The sequence below is a fragment of the Entomomonas moraniae genome (assembly GCF_003991975.1).
Taxonomy (GTDB): Bacteria; Pseudomonadota; Gammaproteobacteria; order Pseudomonadales; family Pseudomonadaceae; genus Entomomonas; species Entomomonas moraniae.
In genome coordinates this window covers 2885276-2902863 of record NZ_CP029822.1, presented here as the reverse complement: position 1 = coordinate 2902863, position 17588 = coordinate 2885276, and the positions used below count along the sequence as shown (strand labels likewise).

General features: G+C 40.0%; 33 protein-coding genes. 4 read left to right on the top strand and 29 right to left on the bottom strand.

Annotated features, from left to right (window positions below; translation table 11 throughout):
- Positions 1-18 precede the first annotated feature (18 nt).
- From rpsM to DM558_RS13435, 26 genes are all read right to left on the bottom strand, one after another.
- A complete protein-coding gene (gene rpsM / locus DM558_RS13560; protein ID WP_109704025.1) occupies positions 19-375 on the bottom strand; it encodes a 30S ribosomal protein S13 in 357 nt (118 codons plus the stop codon).
- Between the two features lie 122 nt (positions 376-497).
- On the bottom strand, positions 498-614 hold the full coding sequence (gene rpmJ / locus DM558_RS13555; RefSeq protein WP_109704026.1) for a 50S ribosomal protein L36: 117 nt from the start codon (positions 612-614) through the stop codon (positions 498-500).
- Positions 615-649: 35 nt separating this feature from the next.
- Positions 650-1978, bottom strand: a complete 1329-nt coding sequence (gene secY, locus DM558_RS13550; protein ID WP_109704027.1) for a preprotein translocase subunit SecY — start codon at positions 1976-1978, stop codon at positions 650-652.
- On the bottom strand, positions 1979-2419 hold the full coding sequence (gene rplO / locus DM558_RS13545) for a 50S ribosomal protein L15 (RefSeq protein ID WP_127164456.1): 441 nt from the start codon (positions 2417-2419) through the stop codon (positions 1979-1981).
- A 2-nt stretch (positions 2420-2421) separates the two neighbouring features.
- Entirely contained in the window at positions 2422-2607 is a 186-nt protein-coding gene (gene rpmD / locus DM558_RS13540; RefSeq protein ID WP_127164455.1) for a 50S ribosomal protein L30, read from the bottom strand.
- A 2-nt stretch (positions 2608-2609) separates the two neighbouring features.
- A complete protein-coding gene (gene rpsE, locus DM558_RS13535; protein WP_109704030.1) occupies positions 2610-3140 on the bottom strand; it encodes a 30S ribosomal protein S5 in 531 nt (176 codons plus the stop codon).
- 3 nt (positions 3141-3143) lie between these two features.
- Positions 3144-3494: a 50S ribosomal protein L18 gene (gene rplR, locus DM558_RS13530; RefSeq protein WP_109704031.1), complete on the bottom strand. Its 351-nt coding sequence runs from the start codon at positions 3492-3494 to the stop codon at positions 3144-3146.
- A 10-nt stretch (positions 3495-3504) separates the two neighbouring features.
- Positions 3505-4041, bottom strand: a complete 537-nt coding sequence (gene rplF, locus DM558_RS13525; protein WP_127164454.1) for a 50S ribosomal protein L6 — start codon at positions 4039-4041, stop codon at positions 3505-3507.
- A gap of 12 nt (positions 4042-4053) precedes the next feature.
- Positions 4054-4446, bottom strand: a complete 393-nt coding sequence (rpsH, locus tag DM558_RS13520) for a 30S ribosomal protein S8 (RefSeq protein WP_109704033.1) — start codon at positions 4444-4446, stop codon at positions 4054-4056.
- Positions 4447-4618: 172 nt separating this feature from the next.
- Entirely contained in the window at positions 4619-4924 is a 306-nt protein-coding gene (gene rpsN / locus DM558_RS13515) for a 30S ribosomal protein S14 (protein WP_109704034.1), read from the bottom strand.
- A 10-nt stretch (positions 4925-4934) separates the two neighbouring features.
- Positions 4935-5474, bottom strand: a complete 540-nt coding sequence (gene rplE, locus DM558_RS13510; RefSeq protein WP_109704035.1) for a 50S ribosomal protein L5 — start codon at positions 5472-5474, stop codon at positions 4935-4937.
- 19 nt (positions 5475-5493) lie between these two features.
- Entirely contained in the window at positions 5494-5808 is a 315-nt protein-coding gene (rplX, locus tag DM558_RS13505; RefSeq protein ID WP_109704036.1) for a 50S ribosomal protein L24, read from the bottom strand.
- 11 nt (positions 5809-5819) lie between these two features.
- Complete coding sequence (gene rplN, locus DM558_RS13500; RefSeq protein ID WP_127164453.1) at positions 5820-6188, bottom strand: 50S ribosomal protein L14; 369 nt, start codon at positions 6186-6188, stop codon at positions 5820-5822.
- An 18-nt stretch (positions 6189-6206) separates the two neighbouring features.
- Positions 6207-6473: a 30S ribosomal protein S17 gene (gene rpsQ, locus DM558_RS13495; protein WP_127164452.1), complete on the bottom strand. Its 267-nt coding sequence runs from the start codon at positions 6471-6473 to the stop codon at positions 6207-6209.
- A gap of 2 nt (positions 6474-6475) precedes the next feature.
- A complete protein-coding gene (gene rpmC / locus DM558_RS13490; protein WP_127164451.1) occupies positions 6476-6691 on the bottom strand; it encodes a 50S ribosomal protein L29 in 216 nt (71 codons plus the stop codon).
- A complete protein-coding gene (gene rplP / locus DM558_RS13485) occupies positions 6691-7104 on the bottom strand; it encodes a 50S ribosomal protein L16 (RefSeq protein ID WP_127164450.1) in 414 nt (137 codons plus the stop codon). Before rplP ends, rpmC begins: the two co-directional genes overlap by 1 nt.
- A 12-nt stretch (positions 7105-7116) precedes the next feature.
- On the bottom strand, positions 7117-7800 hold the full coding sequence (gene rpsC, locus DM558_RS13480; RefSeq protein WP_109704041.1) for a 30S ribosomal protein S3: 684 nt from the start codon (positions 7798-7800) through the stop codon (positions 7117-7119).
- A gap of 13 nt (positions 7801-7813) precedes the next feature.
- Positions 7814-8164 carry a 50S ribosomal protein L22 gene (rplV, locus tag DM558_RS13475; protein ID WP_109704042.1) on the bottom strand — a complete coding sequence of 117 codons (351 nt, stop codon included), beginning with the start codon at positions 8162-8164 and terminating at the stop codon, positions 7814-7816.
- A gap of 12 nt (positions 8165-8176) precedes the next feature.
- The gene (gene rpsS, locus DM558_RS13470; protein WP_109704043.1) at positions 8177-8452 is read right to left on the bottom strand and encodes a 30S ribosomal protein S19; all 276 of its coding nucleotides are present in this window, start codon (positions 8450-8452) and stop codon (positions 8177-8179) included.
- A gap of 18 nt (positions 8453-8470) precedes the next feature.
- On the bottom strand, positions 8471-9295 hold the full coding sequence (gene rplB / locus DM558_RS13465; RefSeq protein WP_109704044.1) for a 50S ribosomal protein L2: 825 nt from the start codon (positions 9293-9295) through the stop codon (positions 8471-8473).
- 14 nt (positions 9296-9309) lie between these two features.
- Positions 9310-9651, bottom strand: a complete 342-nt coding sequence (gene rplW, locus DM558_RS13460) for a 50S ribosomal protein L23 (RefSeq protein WP_109704045.1) — start codon at positions 9649-9651, stop codon at positions 9310-9312.
- The gene (rplD, locus tag DM558_RS13455) at positions 9648-10250 is read right to left on the bottom strand and encodes a 50S ribosomal protein L4 (protein WP_109704046.1); all 603 of its coding nucleotides are present in this window, start codon (positions 10248-10250) and stop codon (positions 9648-9650) included. The genes rplW and rplD overlap by 4 nt, the downstream gene beginning before the upstream one ends.
- An 11-nt stretch (positions 10251-10261) precedes the next feature.
- Complete coding sequence (rplC, locus tag DM558_RS13450; protein WP_109704047.1) at positions 10262-10897, bottom strand: 50S ribosomal protein L3; 636 nt, start codon at positions 10895-10897, stop codon at positions 10262-10264.
- Positions 10898-10977: 80 nt separating this feature from the next.
- A complete protein-coding gene (gene rpsJ, locus DM558_RS13445) occupies positions 10978-11289 on the bottom strand; it encodes a 30S ribosomal protein S10 (RefSeq protein WP_044501102.1) in 312 nt (103 codons plus the stop codon).
- 336 nt (positions 11290-11625) lie between these two features.
- Positions 11626-12606 carry a polyprenyl synthetase family protein gene (locus tag DM558_RS13440; protein ID WP_127164449.1) on the bottom strand — a complete coding sequence of 327 codons (981 nt, stop codon included), beginning with the start codon at positions 12604-12606 and terminating at the stop codon, positions 11626-11628.
- 189 nt (positions 12607-12795) lie between these two features.
- Entirely contained in the window at positions 12796-13017 is a 222-nt protein-coding gene (locus DM558_RS13435; protein ID WP_127164448.1) for a hypothetical protein, read from the bottom strand.
- Between the two features lie 265 nt (positions 13018-13282).
- Between DM558_RS13435 and rplU the strand changes: the two genes are divergently transcribed.
- From rplU to DM558_RS13415, 4 genes are all read left to right on the top strand, one after another.
- Entirely contained in the window at positions 13283-13594 is a 312-nt protein-coding gene (gene rplU / locus DM558_RS13430; protein ID WP_109704050.1) for a 50S ribosomal protein L21, read from the top strand.
- Positions 13595-13618: 24 nt separating this feature from the next.
- Complete coding sequence (rpmA, locus tag DM558_RS13425; RefSeq protein ID WP_109704051.1) at positions 13619-13876, top strand: 50S ribosomal protein L27; 258 nt, start codon at positions 13619-13621, stop codon at positions 13874-13876.
- A gap of 142 nt (positions 13877-14018) precedes the next feature.
- Positions 14019-15230 carry an Obg family GTPase CgtA gene (gene cgtA / locus DM558_RS13420; RefSeq protein ID WP_127164447.1) on the top strand — a complete coding sequence of 404 codons (1212 nt, stop codon included), beginning with the start codon at positions 14019-14021 and terminating at the stop codon, positions 15228-15230.
- 148 nt (positions 15231-15378) lie between these two features.
- Complete coding sequence (locus DM558_RS13415; protein WP_127164446.1) at positions 15379-15684, top strand: zinc ribbon domain-containing protein; 306 nt, start codon at positions 15379-15381, stop codon at positions 15682-15684.
- 128 nt (positions 15685-15812) lie between these two features.
- On the opposite strand, the gene DM558_RS13410 is transcribed toward DM558_RS13415, so the two are convergent.
- From DM558_RS13410 to DM558_RS13400, 3 genes are read right to left on the bottom strand one after another with little or no spacing between them, the layout of a single operon-like run.
- Positions 15813-16520 carry a hypothetical protein gene (locus tag DM558_RS13410; protein ID WP_127164445.1) on the bottom strand — a complete coding sequence of 236 codons (708 nt, stop codon included), beginning with the start codon at positions 16518-16520 and terminating at the stop codon, positions 15813-15815.
- Positions 16517-16966: a DUF1249 domain-containing protein gene (locus DM558_RS13405; protein ID WP_228411759.1), complete on the bottom strand. Its 450-nt coding sequence runs from the start codon at positions 16964-16966 to the stop codon at positions 16517-16519. The genes DM558_RS13410 and DM558_RS13405 overlap by 4 nt, the downstream gene beginning before the upstream one ends.
- Positions 16966-17568: an NUDIX domain-containing protein gene (locus DM558_RS13400; protein ID WP_127164900.1), complete on the bottom strand. Its 603-nt coding sequence runs from the start codon at positions 17566-17568 to the stop codon at positions 16966-16968. The genes DM558_RS13405 and DM558_RS13400 overlap by 1 nt, the downstream gene beginning before the upstream one ends.
- Between the last annotated feature and the right edge of the window lie 20 nt (positions 17569-17588).

Sequence of the window (17588 nt, the reverse complement as noted above, 5' to 3'; positions counted from 1 at the left end):
AAATCCTATAGTAGACAATTACTTGCGAATTGGCTTACGTGGTCCCTTACGGGTACGAGCATTTGTTTTTGTACGTTGACCATGAACAGGTAAACCACGACGATGGCGTAAACCACGGTAGCAACCTAAGTCCATTAAACGCTTAATATTCATGTTAATTTCACGACGAAGGTCACCCTCAGTTGTGAACTTAGCTACTTCACCACGAAGCTGTTCGAGCTGCTCTTCTGAAAGATCTTTAATCTTTGCTGCTGGATTAATTCCAGTCGCTGCACAGATTTGATGTGCAGTTACGCGACCTACACCATAAATGTAAGTCAACGAGATAACGGTATGTTTGTTATCTGGAATGTTAACGCCTGCTATACGGGCCATTCATAAAACTCCATTTGACAGCTATTTTTAACCTTGGTAGTCAGGAATAAAGTAAAAATATTAATGCTGTAGTTAAAATAACTCAGTAGCACACTAGCTACTGAGAGTAAAAAATAACACAATCAACCCTGACGTTGTTTGTGACGAGGTTCTGCGTTACAAATTACACGTACAATACCATTGCGACGGATAATTTTGCAATTACGGCATAACTTCTTTACCGATGCACGGACTTTCATCAGTAGCTCCTCAAACCTTATAAGATAGGCAGATATTATCTACCATAACTCTTCAGATTAGATTTTTTCATTAGAGAATCATATTGATGAGACACTAGATGCGATTGGACTTGAGCCATAAAGTCCATTACAACAACTACGACGATCAATAATGAAGTCCCACCTAAGTAAAATGGCAGACCCAGCTTTGAAATTAAAAACTGTGGTAATAAACAAACTGCTGCCATGTAAATTGCTCCAAACAAAGTCAGGCGCGTTAAAACGCCATCAATGTAACGAGCCGTGTGTTCACCAGGACGAATACCAGGAATAAAAGCTCCTGATTTTTTCAGATTCTCAGCTACATCCTTAGGATTAAAAACTAAAGCTGTATAGAAGAAACAGAAAAATACAATCCCAGCAATAAATAATAAAACATACAATGGCTGGTTGGGCGCTAATAGCTTGGCAATTTCTTGTAACCAACCCATACTTTCGCTTTGACCAAACCACTGAGCAATTGATGCTGGAAATAATAAAATACTGCTAGCAAAAATTGCTGGAATAACACCTGCCATATTTACTTTTAGAGGTAAATGACTAGATTGCTTAGAAAAATTCTTATAGCCCTGTTGTTGACGTCTTGCATAACTAATTTCAATGCGTCTTTGACCTCGTTCGATAAATACAACGAATGCAACGATAGCAATAATTAATACTGCAACAGCGACCAATGTCAAAAGTGACATTAAATGATCGCCTGTGTCATTAAAAGTAGCTAAAGAATGAACAATTGCGGTAGGAATGCCTGCAACAATACCAGCAAAGATTAGCATGGAAATACCATTACCAACACCGCGCTCAGTAATTTGTTCACCCAACCACATTAAAAACATTGAACCTGCAACAAATGTTGTGACGGCAACAAAGAAAAATGAGAAGCCAGTGTCAAAAGTAACACCTTGACTAGCTAAACCTAACGACATACCAATCGATTGTATAATCGCTAAACAAAGTGCACCATAGCGCGTATATTGAGTAATCTTACGACGCCCAGCTTCACCTTCTTTTCTTAACTGTTCTAAAGAGGGTACCACGGCACTCAAGAGCTGCATGATAATTGATGCAGAAATATAGGGCATGATCCCTAATGCAAAAATACTCATGCGCTCAAGAGAACCACCCGAGAACATATTAAATAAGTCAAAAATCGTTCCTCTTTGCTGATCAAACATATTCTGCAATGCTACAGAATTAATGCCTGGAACAGGTATATGGGCACCTATCCGATATATAATAATTGCCAAAAATAGGAACTTTAACCGAGAATATAACTCAGTTAAACCACCACCTGCGAATGAAGAGAGAGCGTTTTGCTTTGCCATTTAGTCCTCGAACTTACCACCAGCTGCTTCAATAGCTTCACGCGCACCTTTAGTTGCTGGAATACCTTTCAAAGTAAATGAACCAGCTACTTTGCCTGATAAAACAACTTTTACACGTTTAACACTGCCATTGATTACGTTAGCTTCTTTCAAAGTTTGTAATGTAACAACATCTGCTTTTACTTTAGCCAATTCAGAGGTGCGAACTTCTGCACGATCTAAGGCTTTTTGTGAAATAAAGCCAAATTTAGGTAAACGACGGTGTAAAGGCATTTGACCACCTTCAAACCCTGGGGCAACACCACCACCAGTACGTGAAGTGACACCTTTATGACCACGTCCTGCTGTTTTACCTAAGCCACTACCGATACCACGACCTACGCGCAATTTAGCACGACGAGCCCCAGCAGCACTAGTAATTTCATTTAAAAATAGGGCCATTATTAGTCCTCCACACGAAGAAGGTAATATGCCTTATTGATCATACCACGATTTTCTGGAGTATCTAATACTTCAACTGTATGACCAATACGACGTAGACCTAATCCCTTAACACAAGCTTTGTGGTTCGCTAAACGACCATTTGTACTTTTAATAAGGGTTACTTTTAATTTATTAACAGTAGCCATGGTTATAGAATCTCCTCTACTGATTTGCCACGTTTAGTAGCTACAGACTCAGGCGATTGCATATCTCTTAAACCTTTAAAAGTTGCATAAACAACGTTTACAGGATTTGTAGAACCATAGCATTTTGCCAACACGTTTTGCACACCGGCAACCTCTAATACAGCACGCATCGCACCACCAGCAATAATACCAGTACCTTCAGATGCTGGTTGCATATATACTTTAGATGCACCATGTACTGATCTAACTGGATACTGTAATGTAGTTCCATTTAAATCAACTTGGATCATATTACGACGTGCAGCTTCCATAGCTTTTTGGATAGCCAAAGGAACTTCGCGTGATTTACCACGTCCGAAACCTACTCTTCCCTTACCATCACCCACTACAGTTAATGCTGTAAAGGTAAAGATACGACCACCCTTTACTGTTTTAGCTACGCGATTTACTTGAACTAATTTTTCAATATAGCCTTCGTCGCGTGTTTCTTTCTCTTCGCGATTATCGCGATCACGTTTTTGCTCGTTTGCCATAACTTAGAACTCCAGCCCGCCTTCACGAGCAGCATCAGCTAATGCCTTAACTCGACCGTGATATTTAAAACCAGCACGATCAAAGGCTAGTTTGGTTACGCCCGCAGCTTTAGCACGAGTAGCAATTAATTGGCCTACTTTCTTGGCTGCTTCGATATTTCCTGTTGTACCATCGCGCAATTCTTTATCCAGCGTAGAAGCACAAGCTAATACTTTGCCACCATCAGCTGCAATAACTTGAGCATAAATATGCTGGGAAGAACGGTACACACAGAGACGTACAACTTCCAGCTCGCGCATTCTTAAACGTGACTTACGTGCACGGCGCAAACGAGTTTCTTTTTTGTCGCTCATGATTTATGTCCTACTTCTTCTTAGCTTCTTTACGATGGACAGTTTCATCTGCATAACGCACACCTTTACCTTTATAAGGTTCAGGCGGACGGAAACTGCGAACTTCAGCTGCTACTTGTCCAACCACTTGTTTATCAATGCCTTTAATCAAAATTTCAGTTTGAGTAGGCGTCTCTGCAGTAATACCTGCTGGTAATTGGTAATCAATCGGATGCGAAAAACCAAGTGCTAAGCTTAAAACTTGGCCTTTAGCTTGTGCTCTGTAACCAACACCATTTAATAAAAGTTTACGCTCAAAACCCTGACTAACACCTAACACCATATTATTAACAAGTGCACGTGTTGTACCTGCCATTGCTTTAACATCAAGCTCGGCATTTTCACGTAAAGCAAATTTCAATTCAGAACCATCTTGCGCAACTTCCACGGCAGGATGGATTTTCATTTCTAAAGTTCCTTTAGGACCTTTAACAGAAAATTGATTTCCAGCGATTTTAACTTCAACCCCTGCTGGAATAGTAACGGGATTTTTAGCAACGCGTGACATGGCTAACTCCCCTTAGAATACTGTGCAAAGTACTTCGCCACCAACACCGGCAGCGCGAGCAGCTCTATCTGTCATCACACCTTTATTGGTTGAGATGATAGAAATTCCAAGACCACCACGTACTTTTGGCAGCTCTAAAGCTGACTTATAGTTACGCAAGCCTGGGCGACTAGCTCTTTTAAGTTCTTCGATTACGGGACGACCTTCGAAATATTTTAATTCGATTGCCAACTCGGGTTTTACGCTTTCACTAACTGTGTACCCTACAATGTAACCTTCGTCGTGAAGAACTTTGGCTACAGCCACCTTTAACTTAGATGATGGCATGCTTACAATTGACTTTTCAGCCATTTGGGCATTACGGATACGAGTTAGCATATCAGCTAACGGGTCCTGCATACTCATGGGCTATCTATACTCCTAAAAATATAAAAGAACCTATACAGAATAATATACTGATAGGCACATTACGCAGAAATCATATGGACTTCCAGCGAGCCGGTTATTTTAGATTTACAAAAAAAATAAGTCAAGCTAAATAGCTTGACTTATTTATACACAATACTACTTAAAGAGATTACCAGCTAGCTTTCACTAATCCTGGAACATCTCCACGCATTGCTGCTTCACGTAACTTATTACGCCCTAGTCCAAACTTACGGTAAACACCGTGAGGACGACCAGTAATACGACAACGGTTACGAATACGAGATTTACTCGCATCGCGAGGTTGTTTCTGTAAAGCAACCTGTGCTTCCCAACGCTCTTCATCAGTAGACTTTGGATTAACAATAATTGCTTTCAAAGCAGCACGCTTTTCAGCATACTTAGCAACCGTTTGAATACGCTTCAATTCACGGTTTTTCATGCTTGTTTTTGCCATTATCTAGCTCCTAGTTGCGGAATGGGAAGTTGAAGGCACGTAATAAAGCACGTCCTTCATCATCTGTACGCGCTGTAGTGGTAACAGTGATATCCAAACCGCGTAAAGTATCAATTTTATCGTAATCAATTTCTGGGAAAATGATTTGCTCTTTTACACCCATGCTATAATTTCCGCGTCCATCAAAAGACTTAGCATTTAAGCCACGGAAGTCACGAACACGAGGTAAAGAAATCGAAATCAAACGATCCAAAAACTCATACATACGATCACGACGTAAAGTTACCTTAATACCAATCGGCCAGCCTTCACGAACTTTAAATCCAGCAATTGACTTACGCGCCTTAGTCACTACAGCTTTTTGACCTGTAATTTTTTCAATATCAGACAACGCATTTTCAATTACTTTCTTATCGCCAATAGCTTCACCAAGTCCCATGTTAAGGGTAATTTTGGTAATGCGAGGAACTTCCATCACATTTGCTAATTTTAATTCTTCTTTTAATTTAGGAAGAATTTGTTCTTTATAAACTTTTTCTAATCGTGCCATGGTTATTTACCTTTCTTCCTCAAGCATCAATCGGTTGTTGATTGGACTTGAAGACACGAACCTTTACACCATCTTCAAATTTAAAGCCCACACGATCCGCTTTTTCTGTTTCTGGATTAAAGATAGCAACATTAGAGATATGTAAAGGTGCTTCTTTCTCAACAATACCACCTTGAGTTCCAGCTTGTGGATTAGGCTTAGTATGGCGTTTAACCATATTAATGCCACTTACAATCACACGGCTATCAGCAAGCACTTTAGAGATACGTCCACGCTTACCTTTATCTTTACCGGCGATGACGATAATCTCGTCATCTCGACGAATTTTACTCATAACGCCTCTCCTTACAACACTTCTGGAGCAAGTGAGACGATTTTCATAAACTTCTCAGTACGAAGTTCACGAGTTACTGGCCCAAAGATACGGGTACCAATCGGCTCTTGCTTGTTGTTTAATAATACAGCTGCATTATCATCAAAACGGATTAAGGAACCATCTTGACGACGTACGCCATGACGAGTGCGAACAACAACAGCTGTCATCACTTGTCCTTTCTTCACTTTACCGCGAGGAATAGCTTCTTTTACAGCTACTTTAATAATATCACCTACAGCAGCATAACGACGATGTGAACCGCCTAAAACTTTGATACACATAACACGACGTGCACCACTGTTATCTGCTACTTCTAGCATTGATTGAGTCTGAATCATATACTTTCTCCGACCCTCTTATACTGCGTCTGCACGTTCAACTACTTCCACTAATGTCCAAGCTTTAGTCTTGGATAGTGGGCGAGTTTCACGAATACTGACTGTGTCGCCAATACGACATTGATTAGTTTCGTCATGCGCATGTAGTTTAGTAGAACGCTTAACATATTTACCATAGATTGGGTGCTTTACACGGCGCTCAATCAATACAGTAATTGTTTTGTCCATTTTATCGCTAATCACACGACCCATAAGCGTGCGAACAGTTTTTTGAGCTTCAGTCATAATCACTTACCTGCCTGCTTCTGTTTCACGGTCAACTCGGTTTTAAGGCGAGCGATATCACGTTTAACTTGTTTAAGCAAATGAATCTGACCTAGCTGACCCGTTGCTTTTTGCATACGCAAATTAAACTGATCACGCAATAAACCCATAATTTGCTCGTTTATTTGTTCTACGGAAAGATTCCGCACTTCTTCACGTTTTTGTTTTAATTTACTCATTACATCACCGTCCGCTTAACAAAAGTGGTGGCAATAGGAAGCTTTGCAGCGGCTAAAGCAAATGCTTCACGCGCTAAGGCTTCTGTAACACCTTCAATTTCATAAAGCACTTTACCAGGCTGAATTTGTGCTACCCAATATTCAACACTACCTTTACCTTTACCCATACGAACTTCGAGAGGCTTTTTAGTAATAGGTTTGTCAGGAAAAACACGAATCCAGATTTTTCCACCACGTTTAACATGACGAGTAAGAGCACGACGTGCTGCTTCGATTTGACGAGCAGTTAAACGACCACGATCAGTAGCTTTCAGCGCGTACTCGCCGAAACTTACTTTGCTACCGCGATGAGCTAGACCACGGTTATGACCCGTCATCTGCTTTCTGAATTTTGTACGCTTTGGTTGTAACATTTGGCGTACCCCTTATTTAGCAGTTTTTTTGCGAGATGAAGGTGCTGGTTTTGTCTCTTCAATTTGGCCACCAATAACTTCGCCTTTGAAAATCCAAACTTTAACACCAATAACACCATAGGTAGTGTGCGCTTCATATGTAGCATAATCGATATCCGCACGAAGTGTATGTAAAGGAACACGACCTTCACGATACCATTCACTACGAGCAATCTCAGCACCACCTAAACGGCCGCTCACCTGAATCTTAATGCCTTTTGCACCAAGACGCATTGCATTTTGTACCGCACGTTTCATTGCACGACGGAACATAACGCGACGCTCTAACTGCTGGGCAACACCTTGAGCTACTAACATTGCATCTAATTCTGGCTTACGAATTTCTTCAATATTAATATGGACTGGAACACCCATTTGTTTGGTCAGGTCCTGACGTAACTTTTCAACATCTTCACCTTTTTTCCCGATAACAATACCAGGACGAGCAGTGTGAATAGTGATACGTGCACTTTGCGCTGGACGAGCAATGTCAATCCGGCTTACGGACGCGTTTTTTAATTTATCTTGGAGATAACCACGAACTTTTAAGTCAGTATTCAGATAATCCGCATAATTTTTGCGATCTGCATACCAAACAGAAGTGTGCTCCTTTACTATTCCTAGGCGTATGCCAGTAGGATGTACTTTCTGACCCATCTGATCGACTCCGTTATTTTTCGATAACTTTAACAGTGATATGACAAGACCGCTTAACAATACGATCGGCACGACCTTTTGCACGTGGCAACATACGTTTTAATGAACGACCTTCGTCCACATAAACTGCATGAATTTTTAAATCGTCTATGTCAAAACCCTTGTTTTGTTCAGCATTAGCGACAGCTGACTCAAGCACTTTTTTGAATAACGGTGCAGCTTTCTTACTGCTGAACGCTAACAAATTAAGTGCGTCACCAATCTCTTTACCACGAATTTGATCAGCAACTAAGCGAGCTTTCTGAGCAGAAATACTAGCACCCGATAATTTCGCAGATACTATTTTATCTTTGTCTTCTTTCATTATGCTCACCTATTAACGCTTGGCTTTTTTATCTGCAGCATGACCACGATAAGTACGGGTAGCAGCAAATTCGCCTAATTTATGGCCAACCATGTCTTCGTTCACAAGTACTGGTACGTGTTGACGACCATTATGAACAGCAATAGTTAAACCTACCATTTGTGGCAATATCATTGAACGACGTGACCAAGTCTTAATTGGTTTACGATCATTCTTCTCTACCGCCGTTTCGACCTTCTTCAATAGGTGAAGATCGATAAAAGGACCTTTCTTTAACGAACGTGGCATTATCGTATCCTCACTCTATTATTTACGACGACGTACAATCATATTATTTGTACGCTTGTTAGTACGAGTCTTTTTACCCTTAGTCTTAATACCCCAAGGTGTTACAGGATGACGCCCACCAGAAGTACGGCCTTCTCCACCACCGTGTGGATGGTCAACAGGGTTCATCGCCACACCACGTACAGTAGGACGAATTCCGCGCCAGCGACTAGCACCTGCTTTACCTAATGAGCGTAAGCTATGCTCCCCATTAGATACTTCACCTAATGTTGCACGGCACTCAGATAAAATCTTGCGCATTTCACCAGAACGTAAACGAACAGTTACATAAGCACCTTCACGAGCAACTAATTGAACGTAAGCACCTGCTGAACGTGCAATTTGTGCACCTTTACCTGGCTTTAACTCGATTGCGTGAATTGTGCTACCCACAGGAATATTACGTAAAGGTAAAGAGTTACCAGATTTGATAGGTGCATGTGCACCAGCAATCAATTGGTCACCTGACTTAACACCTTTTGGCGCAATAATATAACGGCGCTCACCATCTGCATATTTTAATAATGCAATATGCGCTGTACGGTTAGGATCGTATTCAATACGTTCAACAACAGCAGGAATACCATCTTTATCATTACGACGAAAATCAATCAAACGATAATGTTGTTTATGACCACCGCCAATATGACGTGTAGTAATACGACCATTATTGTTACGACCACCAGTCTTGGACTTTTTCTCAAGTAGTGGTGCATAAGGAGCACCTTTATGTAACTCTGGAGTTACAACTTTAACTACGAAACGACGTCCTGCTGAGGTCGGTTTGCATTTAACTATAGCCATGAATGCTCCCTACCTTATTTATCTTGAGCAGCTAATGATTCGATAACACTGCCTGGCTTAAGAACAACGTAGGCTTTTTTCCAATCGCTTTCTTTACCTTTCGCAAAACGAACACGTCTTGTAGTTTTGCCAGACATTTCTCTTTTAACCTTACCTTTCACATTTAAGGTCATTACTTTAGCTACTTCAACTTTGAATAGTTTTTCAACTGCTTCTTTGATTTCAACTTTATTAGCGCTAGCAGCTACTTTGAAAGCAATGCGATCTTGACCGCCTTCTTCCAAAATTAGTTCTGACTTCTCAGTATGTAGAGGGGCAAGTAGAACGTTAAATAGACGAGCTTGTTCTAAACTCATGCTAATACCTCCTCAATTTTCTTAATAGCAGGTACAGTAATAAGCACCTTCTCATAAGCAATTAAACTGACTGGATCAGAACCAGTAACATCTACGTAATCAACGTTAGGTAAATTACGAGCCGCTAAGCATAGGTTACCATCAAATGCATCAGTAACGATTAATACATCTTTTAAATCTAATGCATGCAGTTTACTTACTAATTCTTTAGTTTTTGGGGCATCAACCGCAAAGTTTTCTACAACCACTAAACGATCAGTACGTACAAGCTCAGATAAAATTGAGCGAATAGCAGCACGATACATTTTACGGTTAAGTTTTTGTGAGTGATCTTGTGGCTTAGCAGCAAAAGTAGTACCACCACTACGCCAAATTGGACTACGGCTTGAACCTGCACGAGCACGGCCAGTTCCTTTTTGACGCCAAGGCTTTTTGCCACCGCCAGAAACTTCAGCACGCGTTTTTTGTGCACGACTGCCTTGACGGCCTGCCGCCATATAAGCCACCACTGCTTGGTGGATTAATGTTTCATTGTACTTTGCATCAAAGACAACTTGGTTTACTTCGATTGCGTTAGCACCGTTTACATTTAATTGCATTCTTTACCCCCTTAACCGCGAGCTTTAACAGCTGGACGCACGATCACATCACTACCAACAGCGCCAGGAACAGCTCCTTTTACTAATAGTAAGTTGCGCTCAGCATCAACACGAACGATTTTTAGGGACTGTACAGTAACGCGTTCAGCACCTAAGTGACCAGACATTTTTTTGCCTTTAAATACACGACCAGGAGTCTGACACTGACCGATGGAACCTGGCACACGGTGAGAAACTGAGTTACCGTGAGTATTGTCTTGACCGCGGAAATTCCAGCGCTTGATTGTACCAGCGAATCCTTTACCTTTTGATTGACCTGTTACATCAACCATTTGACCAGCTTCGAACATATCTACTTTAAGTTCGTCGCCTGCTTGGTACTCACCTTCGCTAAGACGGAATTCTAATACATCACGACCAGCAGCTACTTTTGCTTTTGCAAAATGACCTGCTTGAGGCTTAGTAACACGTGAAGCACGACGCCCACCCACTGTCACTTGTACAGCACGGTAACCATCTGTTTCTTCTGATTTGAATTGAGTAACGCGATTCGGCTCTACTTCAATAACAGTAACTGGAATCGAGATACCTTCTTCGGTAAAAATGCGGGTCATACCACATTTACGACCGATAACACCAATTGTCATATTTATACCTCTGTAAGTGTACGGGGCTCTCACCCGCTATGGCCGCCCATTTCAGAGCGTTACACGACTAAAGCAAAGCCTTAGCCGAGGCTGATTTGCACTTCAACACCTGCTGCAAGATCAAGCTTCATTAATGCATCAACTGTTTTATCAGTTGGTTGAACGATATCTAATACTCTTTTATGAGTACGAATTTCATATTGATCGCGCGCGTCTTTATTAACGTGCGGAGAAATCAACACGGTGAATCTCTCTTTACGAGTTGGTAATGGTATTGGACCACGAACTTGAGCCCCAGTACGTTTCGCAGTATCTACGATTTCCTGAGTTGATTGATCGATCAAGCGGTGATCAAATGCCTTTAACCGAATACGGATTTGTTGGTTTTGCATATTGACCTCAGACTCTAATAATTTTCAGCAGACGGAATATACCCACTGAAAAGAGGCGTAATTCTACGAGGAGTTCTAATGACTGTCAATCATTATTATTATTTTATTTCCACGTAATATCAGGGACTACCCTCTATTTAAATCGTCAAATTTGAAGCCTCTTTGAGACTCAATTACTAGTAATCTAAGCTAGCCGCTTTCGAAAATTAAATATTTAGTTACAATTTAATTTTTAATTTGTAAATTAAAGACAGATATCGATACCAGTTACTACATTCGATTAATGCATATAAATGTTTAAGTTCAAATAGCTTATTGATAAGTTAAGCCTCACCATCAATAAACACGTTCAACAGCGAACTTCGTTAAATCTACCATCGCTACTTTATAGATACTATCTGGGATTTGATCTAAAAAGCGTATTGCACGCTCTGCATAATCTTTAGCCAATTTTGCTGTGTAATCTAAAGCGCCTGTTTCTTTCACTATCTCACTAATCAACTGAAACTCTTCACCCTCGCCACGCTGAATAGCTTTACGAATAATAGCAGATTGCTCCTCGGTACCATTAGCCATAGCATAGATAAGGGGGAGTGTCGGCTTCCCTTCTGCAAGATCATCTCCTACATTTTTCCCTAACTCACTAATATCACCTTGATAATCTAACAAGTCGTCCACTAGCTGGAATGCAACGCCTAAAGCATCACCAAAACAGCGCAAAGCTTCACATTGCTCTTCAGGTGCACCCCCTAAAACAGCAGCGCTGTGTGTGGCCGCCTCAAACAGCATCGCCGTTTTACCACGGATAACTTCCATATAAATTTCTTCTGTTGTACTCGCATCACGTACACGAGATAACTGCAATACCTCTCCTTCTGCAATGATACGGGTGGCATGAGAAATCACCTGCATAATAGGCATCGAGTCTAACTTGACCATCATTTCAAAAGCGCGTGTATATAAAAAGTCACCCACCAACACGCTGGGGGCATTTCCCCAGATTGCATTAGCCGTTGACCGACCTCTACGCAATCCTGATGCATCAACTACATCATCATGCAATAATGTTGATGTATGAATAAATTCAATCAACCCTGCCAGCAAACAAAGGTCATCACCTTTTTTACCTACAGCATTTCCCGCTAATAAAACCAATAAAGGACGGAGGCGTTTTCCTCCTGCAGAAATAATATACTCTGCTATTTGCTCCACTAAAGGAACATTAGAGACTAATTGCCGCCGTATGATTTCATTAACACGGGAGAAATCATCAGTAATCACTTGATAGAAACTATGGTTTTTAGATTGAGCTGTCACACGAAATATTCCTTAAAAACATTGCTTGTAATGCTAGGGGGGCTGCAACTAAGTGTCAAGCATAATATTATTTTTAGAGTTCTTTTCCGCAAAGGCGATTATATACTTCCAATGTATCCTCATCTATAGATATAGTGTCTATTCTTTCATAAGGATGCGCATTAGATTCTTTTTCTTAACATCAGAAATCTAATACTCCTCTCCTGCATCTATATGAATGTAGTTTCCATAAAGGCCGTGTCGAAAAATATTAACAAATACCTTATCTCGGTAATAAACAGTTCTATTTGTTTTAGAGCTACTAGCCCAGCCAATACGCGCATCCGCCCAACTAATCAGCCCTTGCTTATTCTCTATATTCATAATACGCTCAGACTGCCCTTTATTTAAATGATTAGCTTTCGTCATCATTTCAACTATAAATCTATAATCTATATTGATATCTCTCTAAATATATTTTATCCATTTTTAAGTGCTTTTTAATATCAAAAAATAGTAAATCATATAAATCTACTTGCCTTGCATGAACAAGCAGAGTAAAATTCATTCCCCTGAAGTTGTCAGGCAAACTACCTGTCTTACGCAATAGCTAGTGTTTCCAGCATTAGCAGCCATGCCAGACCATTTATATTTATTCTAAAGTGTCGGGTGAGCAGGACTAACGGAGATTATTTAAATGTATGCAGTTATTGTAACTGGCGGCAAGCAATATAAAGTCGCTGAAGGTGAATACCTTAAAGTTGAAAAATTAGAAGTTCCAACAGGTGAAACTATCACTCTTGATAAAGTACTTCTAATTGCAGACGGTGAAAAAGTAAACATTGGTGCACCAGTAATTGATGGTGCTAAAGTGACAGCTGAAGTAATCAGCCAAGGTCGTCACGACAAAGTAAGAATCATCAAGTTCCGCCGTCGTAAGCACCACATGAAACGTCAGGGTCACCGTCAATGGTACACTGAAATTAAGATTACTGGTATTTCTGCCTAGAACCTTTTTGAGGAGTATATACTCATGGCACATAAGAAAGCTGGCGGTTCTACCCGCAACGGTCGTGACTCGGAATCCAAACGACTAGGTGTAAAACTATTTGGTGGACAAGTTGTTAAAGCAGGTAACATTCTTGTACGTCAACGTGGTACTCAATTCCACCCAGGATATGGTGTAGGAATTGGTAAAGACCATACTTTATTTGCTAAAGTTGATGGTGTTGTAAAGTTTGAAGTAAAAGGCCAATTTGGTCGTCGTTATGTAAGCATTGTTGCTGCATAATTTTACTATCTAAAAAACCCTGTCTTAGACAGGGTTTTTTTGTTTTTAGTACAAAATCTTTCTTCCCTCTTGCAAAGCCATTACAACTCATTAAACTAATAACTAATCTAATTTTAAATCCGTCGAGAGACGAAGGTAATCTATGAAATTCGTTGATGAAGTATCTATCCACGTCCAAGCAGGTGATGGCGGTAATGGCTGCATGAGCTTTAGACGTGAAAAATTTATCGAAAAGGGTGGTCCCAATGGTGGTGATGGTGGCGATGGTGGTTCTATTTATTTAGAAGCAGCCGCCAACCTTAATACATTGGTTGATTATCGTTATACCCGTCGCTTCCAAGCACAACGCGGCGAAAATGGTGGTAGCACTGATTGTACAGGTGCAAAAGGAGAAGATCTTATACTTCCCGTCCCCATTGGAACAACCATCATTGATGCAAATACACTTGAAATCATTGGTGATTTAACTCAAGAAGGCCAACGCATTATGGTTGCTCAAGGCGGTTGGCATGGTTTGGGGAATACTCGTTTTAAATCGAGTACCAATAGAGCACCGCGCCAAACGACACCCGGTAAACCTGGTGAGGCACGGGATCTAAAACTTGAACTAAAAGTTATTGCGGATGTTGGCTTACTTGGTTTACCTAATGCAGGTAAAAGTACCCTTATTCGCAGTGTATCCGCAGCTAAAGCGAAGGTAGCAGACTATCCATTTACAACCATTGTTCCAAACCTAGGAGTTGTTAGCGTCAGTCGCTTTAAAAACTTCGTGATCGCAGATATTCCAGGCTTAATTGAAGGGGCATCAGAGGGCAGTGGTTTAGGAACACGATTCTTAAAACACTTAACCCGTACAAGGTTATTATTGCATCTTATTGATATGGCACCCATCGATGGTACAGATCCTGTAGATGCTGCAACAACCATTATTAATGAGCTAGAAAAATTTAGTCCTTCTTTATTAGAGCGCGATCGTTGGCTAGTTTTAAATAAAGCCGATCAACTACTAGAGGAAGAACAGCAAGAAATTAAAAATACCATTGTAGAAAGATTACAGTGGGAAGGTCCTGTATTTATTATTTCCGCAAGTGAACGTCAAGGAACTGAAGAACTCGCCCAAGCAGTGATGCGTTACTTAGATGAACGCACATTAAGAATTGAAGAAGATCCGGACTATGCAGCCTATATGAAAGATCTGAATCAACGCATTGATGATGAAGCACGTGCTCGCCTACAAGCATTGGATGATGCAAGAGCATTACGCCGTAGTGGACTGAAAGCAGCAGAAGAAGATTTCGATGATGACTGGGATGATGATGACGAAGACGGTCCTGAAATTATCTATGTTCGCTAGTTATTGAGTTTATTCAATAACTAGTGTAATCAAAAACTAAGTTCAAAATTAATTACTTGTTTAAGCTAGGCCGTGTTGGTATTAATTAGCTTTTTTTTGATTATTTGTTTCAATTTGCAGTTAATATTTACTTAAGTGAGGAACTACTATGGAAATTTGTTCAGCATGCTCAATGCCCTTAGATAATGAAGGCTTTGTTAGTCTTAGAAAAGATGGATATGTCTTTTGTATTTACTGTGTTAATGAAAACAAAGAAATAAAATCATGTGAGGATATTTTTGAAGGTGGTATTCAATATTTTATCAATGAAGAGCATTTTACAAGAGATTATGCTGAAAAAGTAGTACGAAAAAATATGTATATCCTTCCTTACTGGCAAAATAATCCTGCAGCTTGTTTAGAAGGTGACATGCTCACGGATGAAGAATTCCAAAATTTATTTAAAACAAGTTAGTTTATAATTGATTCATTTTAAGCGATGAATTACGTCTACAGCTGTAGAAGTAATAGACTATTGCTTTTTGAGCTAATACATAAAGTGATTATTGCTATTTATTAGTAATCTTTGGCGATGGATACCTATTAGTTATTTATAATGTCTAATCCTAACAACAGTAGTGGCAAATCCTTTGCAACGACATATTGCTCTGCACCAACTCCCATAGCGATATATAAAAGAGCATTACATGCTTTGCGCCAAGTGGCTGCTTGATAAATGCTGTCCATATCATGCTTACTCCCATCTTTACCAACTAACTCGCAAGCTCTTTGTCGCAGTAAATAATCAACCGCTAAAAAACCACTATATATGGGTGAGCTCTCTTCAGCGAATCCTATTGCCAATGTAGAGCTATGATCTGCATCATGATGCATAGTTAACTTTGTTGCTTTTTTCAGCCAACAATTCCACGCATTTGCATAGGCTCTATCACTGATTGGATTAGCAAAGCGTGCCAACTCTTCAACTTTTAACAAAGTTAACCGCTTAATTTTATCTAATAATTGGCAGATTCCTTCTCCCTGAAGTCCAAATAATAAAGAACAAGGTAATTGCTTAATAGGTTTAATGGCGATAGCGGGCAGATACCCCTCATTGGAAATTGAAAAGGCTTGAATAACTTGCACAAACCATAAATTTCCAGGCCAATGATTAACAATTATATTGGCCACGTCCTCATAAACACGCCAAGGAACTATGGTTGTATTAAGTTTTTTTCCAACATCACTGAGTTGCAATGCGTTTTGTTCAGTAAGATCATCATAAATAAATCCATATATCGTACTGGTCATATTTTTATTGCTGTATCAGCAACCTCATAACCTGATGATAGGCAACGACCTAACCATTCTTCAACAAATTGATTTAATTGTTTTTTTTCATCTGGCTGATGCATAGCTTTATTAGGATAAGCATACACTCCCTTAAAGTTTCTGGTATTTTTAGCGAATACAACTTCAGCTAATTTAGCATCATGGTAACAACGAATATATAGCTCAGGGCTAGGCAGCCAAACAAGTAAATTATCCTGCTTTAACAATAAATAAGAAGTATAAGGACTATTCTCAATAATAGAAAAATTTAGACGTGTTTTTATCCTCTGCTCTGCAGTGAATGCAAAACAACGTTTATATCCATCCTCTCGCATACGAGGCAATAACCGTATTAAACATGCATAATTACGTTCATAGATTGCATGCAAACCAGATAAATCAACCGCATATGTTTCTTTATTCATCACCCCCATTGTTGACGGACTCGATCTCTATTTAGCATAAGCCATTGCAATGCAATAATGCTGGCCGCATTCTGAATTAAACCCTGTTGTAAATTAGTAACTGCTTGCTCATATGTCCAAACATGGGTACGAATATCTTCACCCTCAGACTCCAAACCATGTACACCACCGGCTTCACTGCTATCACAACGACCTAGATATAAATAAATATATTCATCACTCCCTCCCACAGAAGGGTAGTATTGTGAAATAGGTAGTAAATCAGTAATTTCTAAGTTTGCCTCTTCTAGCGCTTCACGATAAGCCACATCTTGCGGATCTTCATCTTTTTTATCAATTAAACCTGCTACTAGCTCAAGCATCCAAGGATTAGCACTTTTTTCTATTGCGCCAACCCGAACCTGCTCAACAAAAACCACCTTATCTTGTATAGGATCATAAGGCAACATACAAACAGCATCAGGCCTGACGAAAAGCTCTCTCGTTATTACTGCGCTTTGTTCTCCTGAGAATAGTTTATGCCGTAGCTTTAAACGATCTAAACGATAAAACCCTTGAAAACAATGCTCACGTGCTATAATTTCAACAGCTTTACTGCTCATAGCTGTTTTATTTTTTAAAT

Excerpts from the sequence above, each read along its gene's own strand:
- rpsM (WP_109704025.1), bottom strand. The coding sequence starts at position 375 with ATGGCCCGTATAGCAGGCGTTAACATTCCAGATAACAAACATACCGTT.
- rpmJ (WP_109704026.1), bottom strand. The coding sequence starts at position 614 with ATGAAAGTCCGTGCATCGGTAAAGAAGTTATGCCGTAATTGCAAAATT.
- secY (WP_109704027.1), bottom strand. The coding sequence starts at position 1,978 with ATGGCAAAGCAAAACGCTCTCTCTTCATTCGCAGGTGGTGGTTTAACT.
- rplO (WP_127164456.1), bottom strand. The coding sequence starts at position 2,419 with ATGGCCCTATTTTTAAATGAAATTACTAGTGCTGCTGGGGCTCGTCGT.
- rpmD (WP_127164455.1), bottom strand. The coding sequence starts at position 2,607 with ATGGCTACTGTTAATAAATTAAAAGTAACCCTTATTAAAAGTACAAAT.
- rpsE (WP_109704030.1), bottom strand. The coding sequence starts at position 3,140 with ATGGCAAACGAGCAAAAACGTGATCGCGATAATCGCGAAGAGAAAGAA.
- rplR (WP_109704031.1), bottom strand. The coding sequence starts at position 3,494 with ATGAGCGACAAAAAAGAAACTCGTTTGCGCCGTGCACGTAAGTCACGT.
- rplF (WP_127164454.1), bottom strand. The coding sequence starts at position 4,041 with ATGTCACGCGTTGCTAAAAATCCCGTTACTATTCCAGCAGGGGTTGAA.
- rpsH (WP_109704033.1), bottom strand. The coding sequence starts at position 4,446 with ATGAGTATGCAGGACCCGTTAGCTGATATGCTAACTCGTATCCGTAAT.
- rpsN (WP_109704034.1), bottom strand. The coding sequence starts at position 4,924 with ATGGCAAAAACAAGCATGAAAAACCGTGAATTGAAGCGTATTCAAACG.
- rplE (WP_109704035.1), bottom strand. The coding sequence starts at position 5,474 with ATGGCACGATTAGAAAAAGTTTATAAAGAACAAATTCTTCCTAAATTA.
- rplX (WP_109704036.1), bottom strand. The coding sequence starts at position 5,808 with ATGAGTAAAATTCGTCGAGATGACGAGATTATCGTCATCGCCGGTAAA.
- rplN (WP_127164453.1), bottom strand. The coding sequence starts at position 6,188 with ATGATTCAGACTCAATCAATGCTAGAAGTAGCAGATAACAGTGGTGCA.
- rpsQ (WP_127164452.1), bottom strand. The coding sequence starts at position 6,473 with ATGACTGAAGCTCAAAAAACTGTTCGCACGCTTATGGGTCGTGTGATT.
- rpmC (WP_127164451.1), bottom strand. The coding sequence starts at position 6,691 with ATGAGTAAATTAAAACAAAAACGTGAAGAAGTGCGGAATCTTTCCGTA.
- rplP (WP_127164450.1), bottom strand. The coding sequence starts at position 7,104 with ATGTTACAACCAAAGCGTACAAAATTCAGAAAGCAGATGACGGGTCAT.
- rpsC (WP_109704041.1), bottom strand. The coding sequence starts at position 7,800 with ATGGGTCAGAAAGTACATCCTACTGGCATACGCCTAGGAATAGTAAAG.
- rplV (WP_109704042.1), bottom strand. The coding sequence starts at position 8,164 with ATGAAAGAAGACAAAGATAAAATAGTATCTGCGAAATTATCGGGTGCT.
- rpsS (WP_109704043.1), bottom strand. The coding sequence starts at position 8,452 with ATGCCACGTTCGTTAAAGAAAGGTCCTTTTATCGATCTTCACCTATTG.
- rplB (WP_109704044.1), bottom strand. The coding sequence starts at position 9,295 with ATGGCTATAGTTAAATGCAAACCGACCTCAGCAGGACGTCGTTTCGTA.
- rplW (WP_109704045.1), bottom strand. The coding sequence starts at position 9,651 with ATGAGTTTAGAACAAGCTCGTCTATTTAACGTTCTACTTGCCCCTCTA.
- rplD (WP_109704046.1), bottom strand. The coding sequence starts at position 10,250 with ATGCAATTAAATGTAAACGGTGCTAACGCAATCGAAGTAAACCAAGTT.
- rplC (WP_109704047.1), bottom strand. The coding sequence starts at position 10,897 with ATGACAATTGGTGTTATCGGTCGTAAATGTGGTATGACCCGCATTTTT.
- rpsJ (WP_044501102.1), bottom strand. The coding sequence starts at position 11,289 with ATGCAAAACCAACAAATCCGTATTCGGTTAAAGGCATTTGATCACCGC.
- DM558_RS13435 (WP_127164448.1), bottom strand. The coding sequence starts at position 13,017 with ATGATGACGAAAGCTAATCATTTAAATAAAGGGCAGTCTGAGCGTATT.
- rplU (WP_109704050.1), top strand. The coding sequence starts at position 13,283 with ATGTATGCAGTTATTGTAACTGGCGGCAAGCAATATAAAGTCGCTGAA.
- rpmA (WP_109704051.1), top strand. The coding sequence starts at position 13,619 with ATGGCACATAAGAAAGCTGGCGGTTCTACCCGCAACGGTCGTGACTCG.
- cgtA (WP_127164447.1), top strand. The coding sequence starts at position 14,019 with ATGAAATTCGTTGATGAAGTATCTATCCACGTCCAAGCAGGTGATGGC.
- DM558_RS13415 (WP_127164446.1), top strand. The coding sequence starts at position 15,379 with ATGGAAATTTGTTCAGCATGCTCAATGCCCTTAGATAATGAAGGCTTT.
- DM558_RS13410 (WP_127164445.1), bottom strand. The coding sequence starts at position 16,520 with ATGACCAGTACGATATATGGATTTATTTATGATGATCTTACTGAACAA.
- DM558_RS13405 (WP_228411759.1), bottom strand. The coding sequence starts at position 16,966 with ATGAATAAAGAAACATATGCGGTTGATTTATCTGGTTTGCATGCAATC.
- DM558_RS13400 (WP_127164900.1), bottom strand. The coding sequence starts at position 17,568 with ATGAGCAGTAAAGCTGTTGAAATTATAGCACGTGAGCATTGTTTTCAA.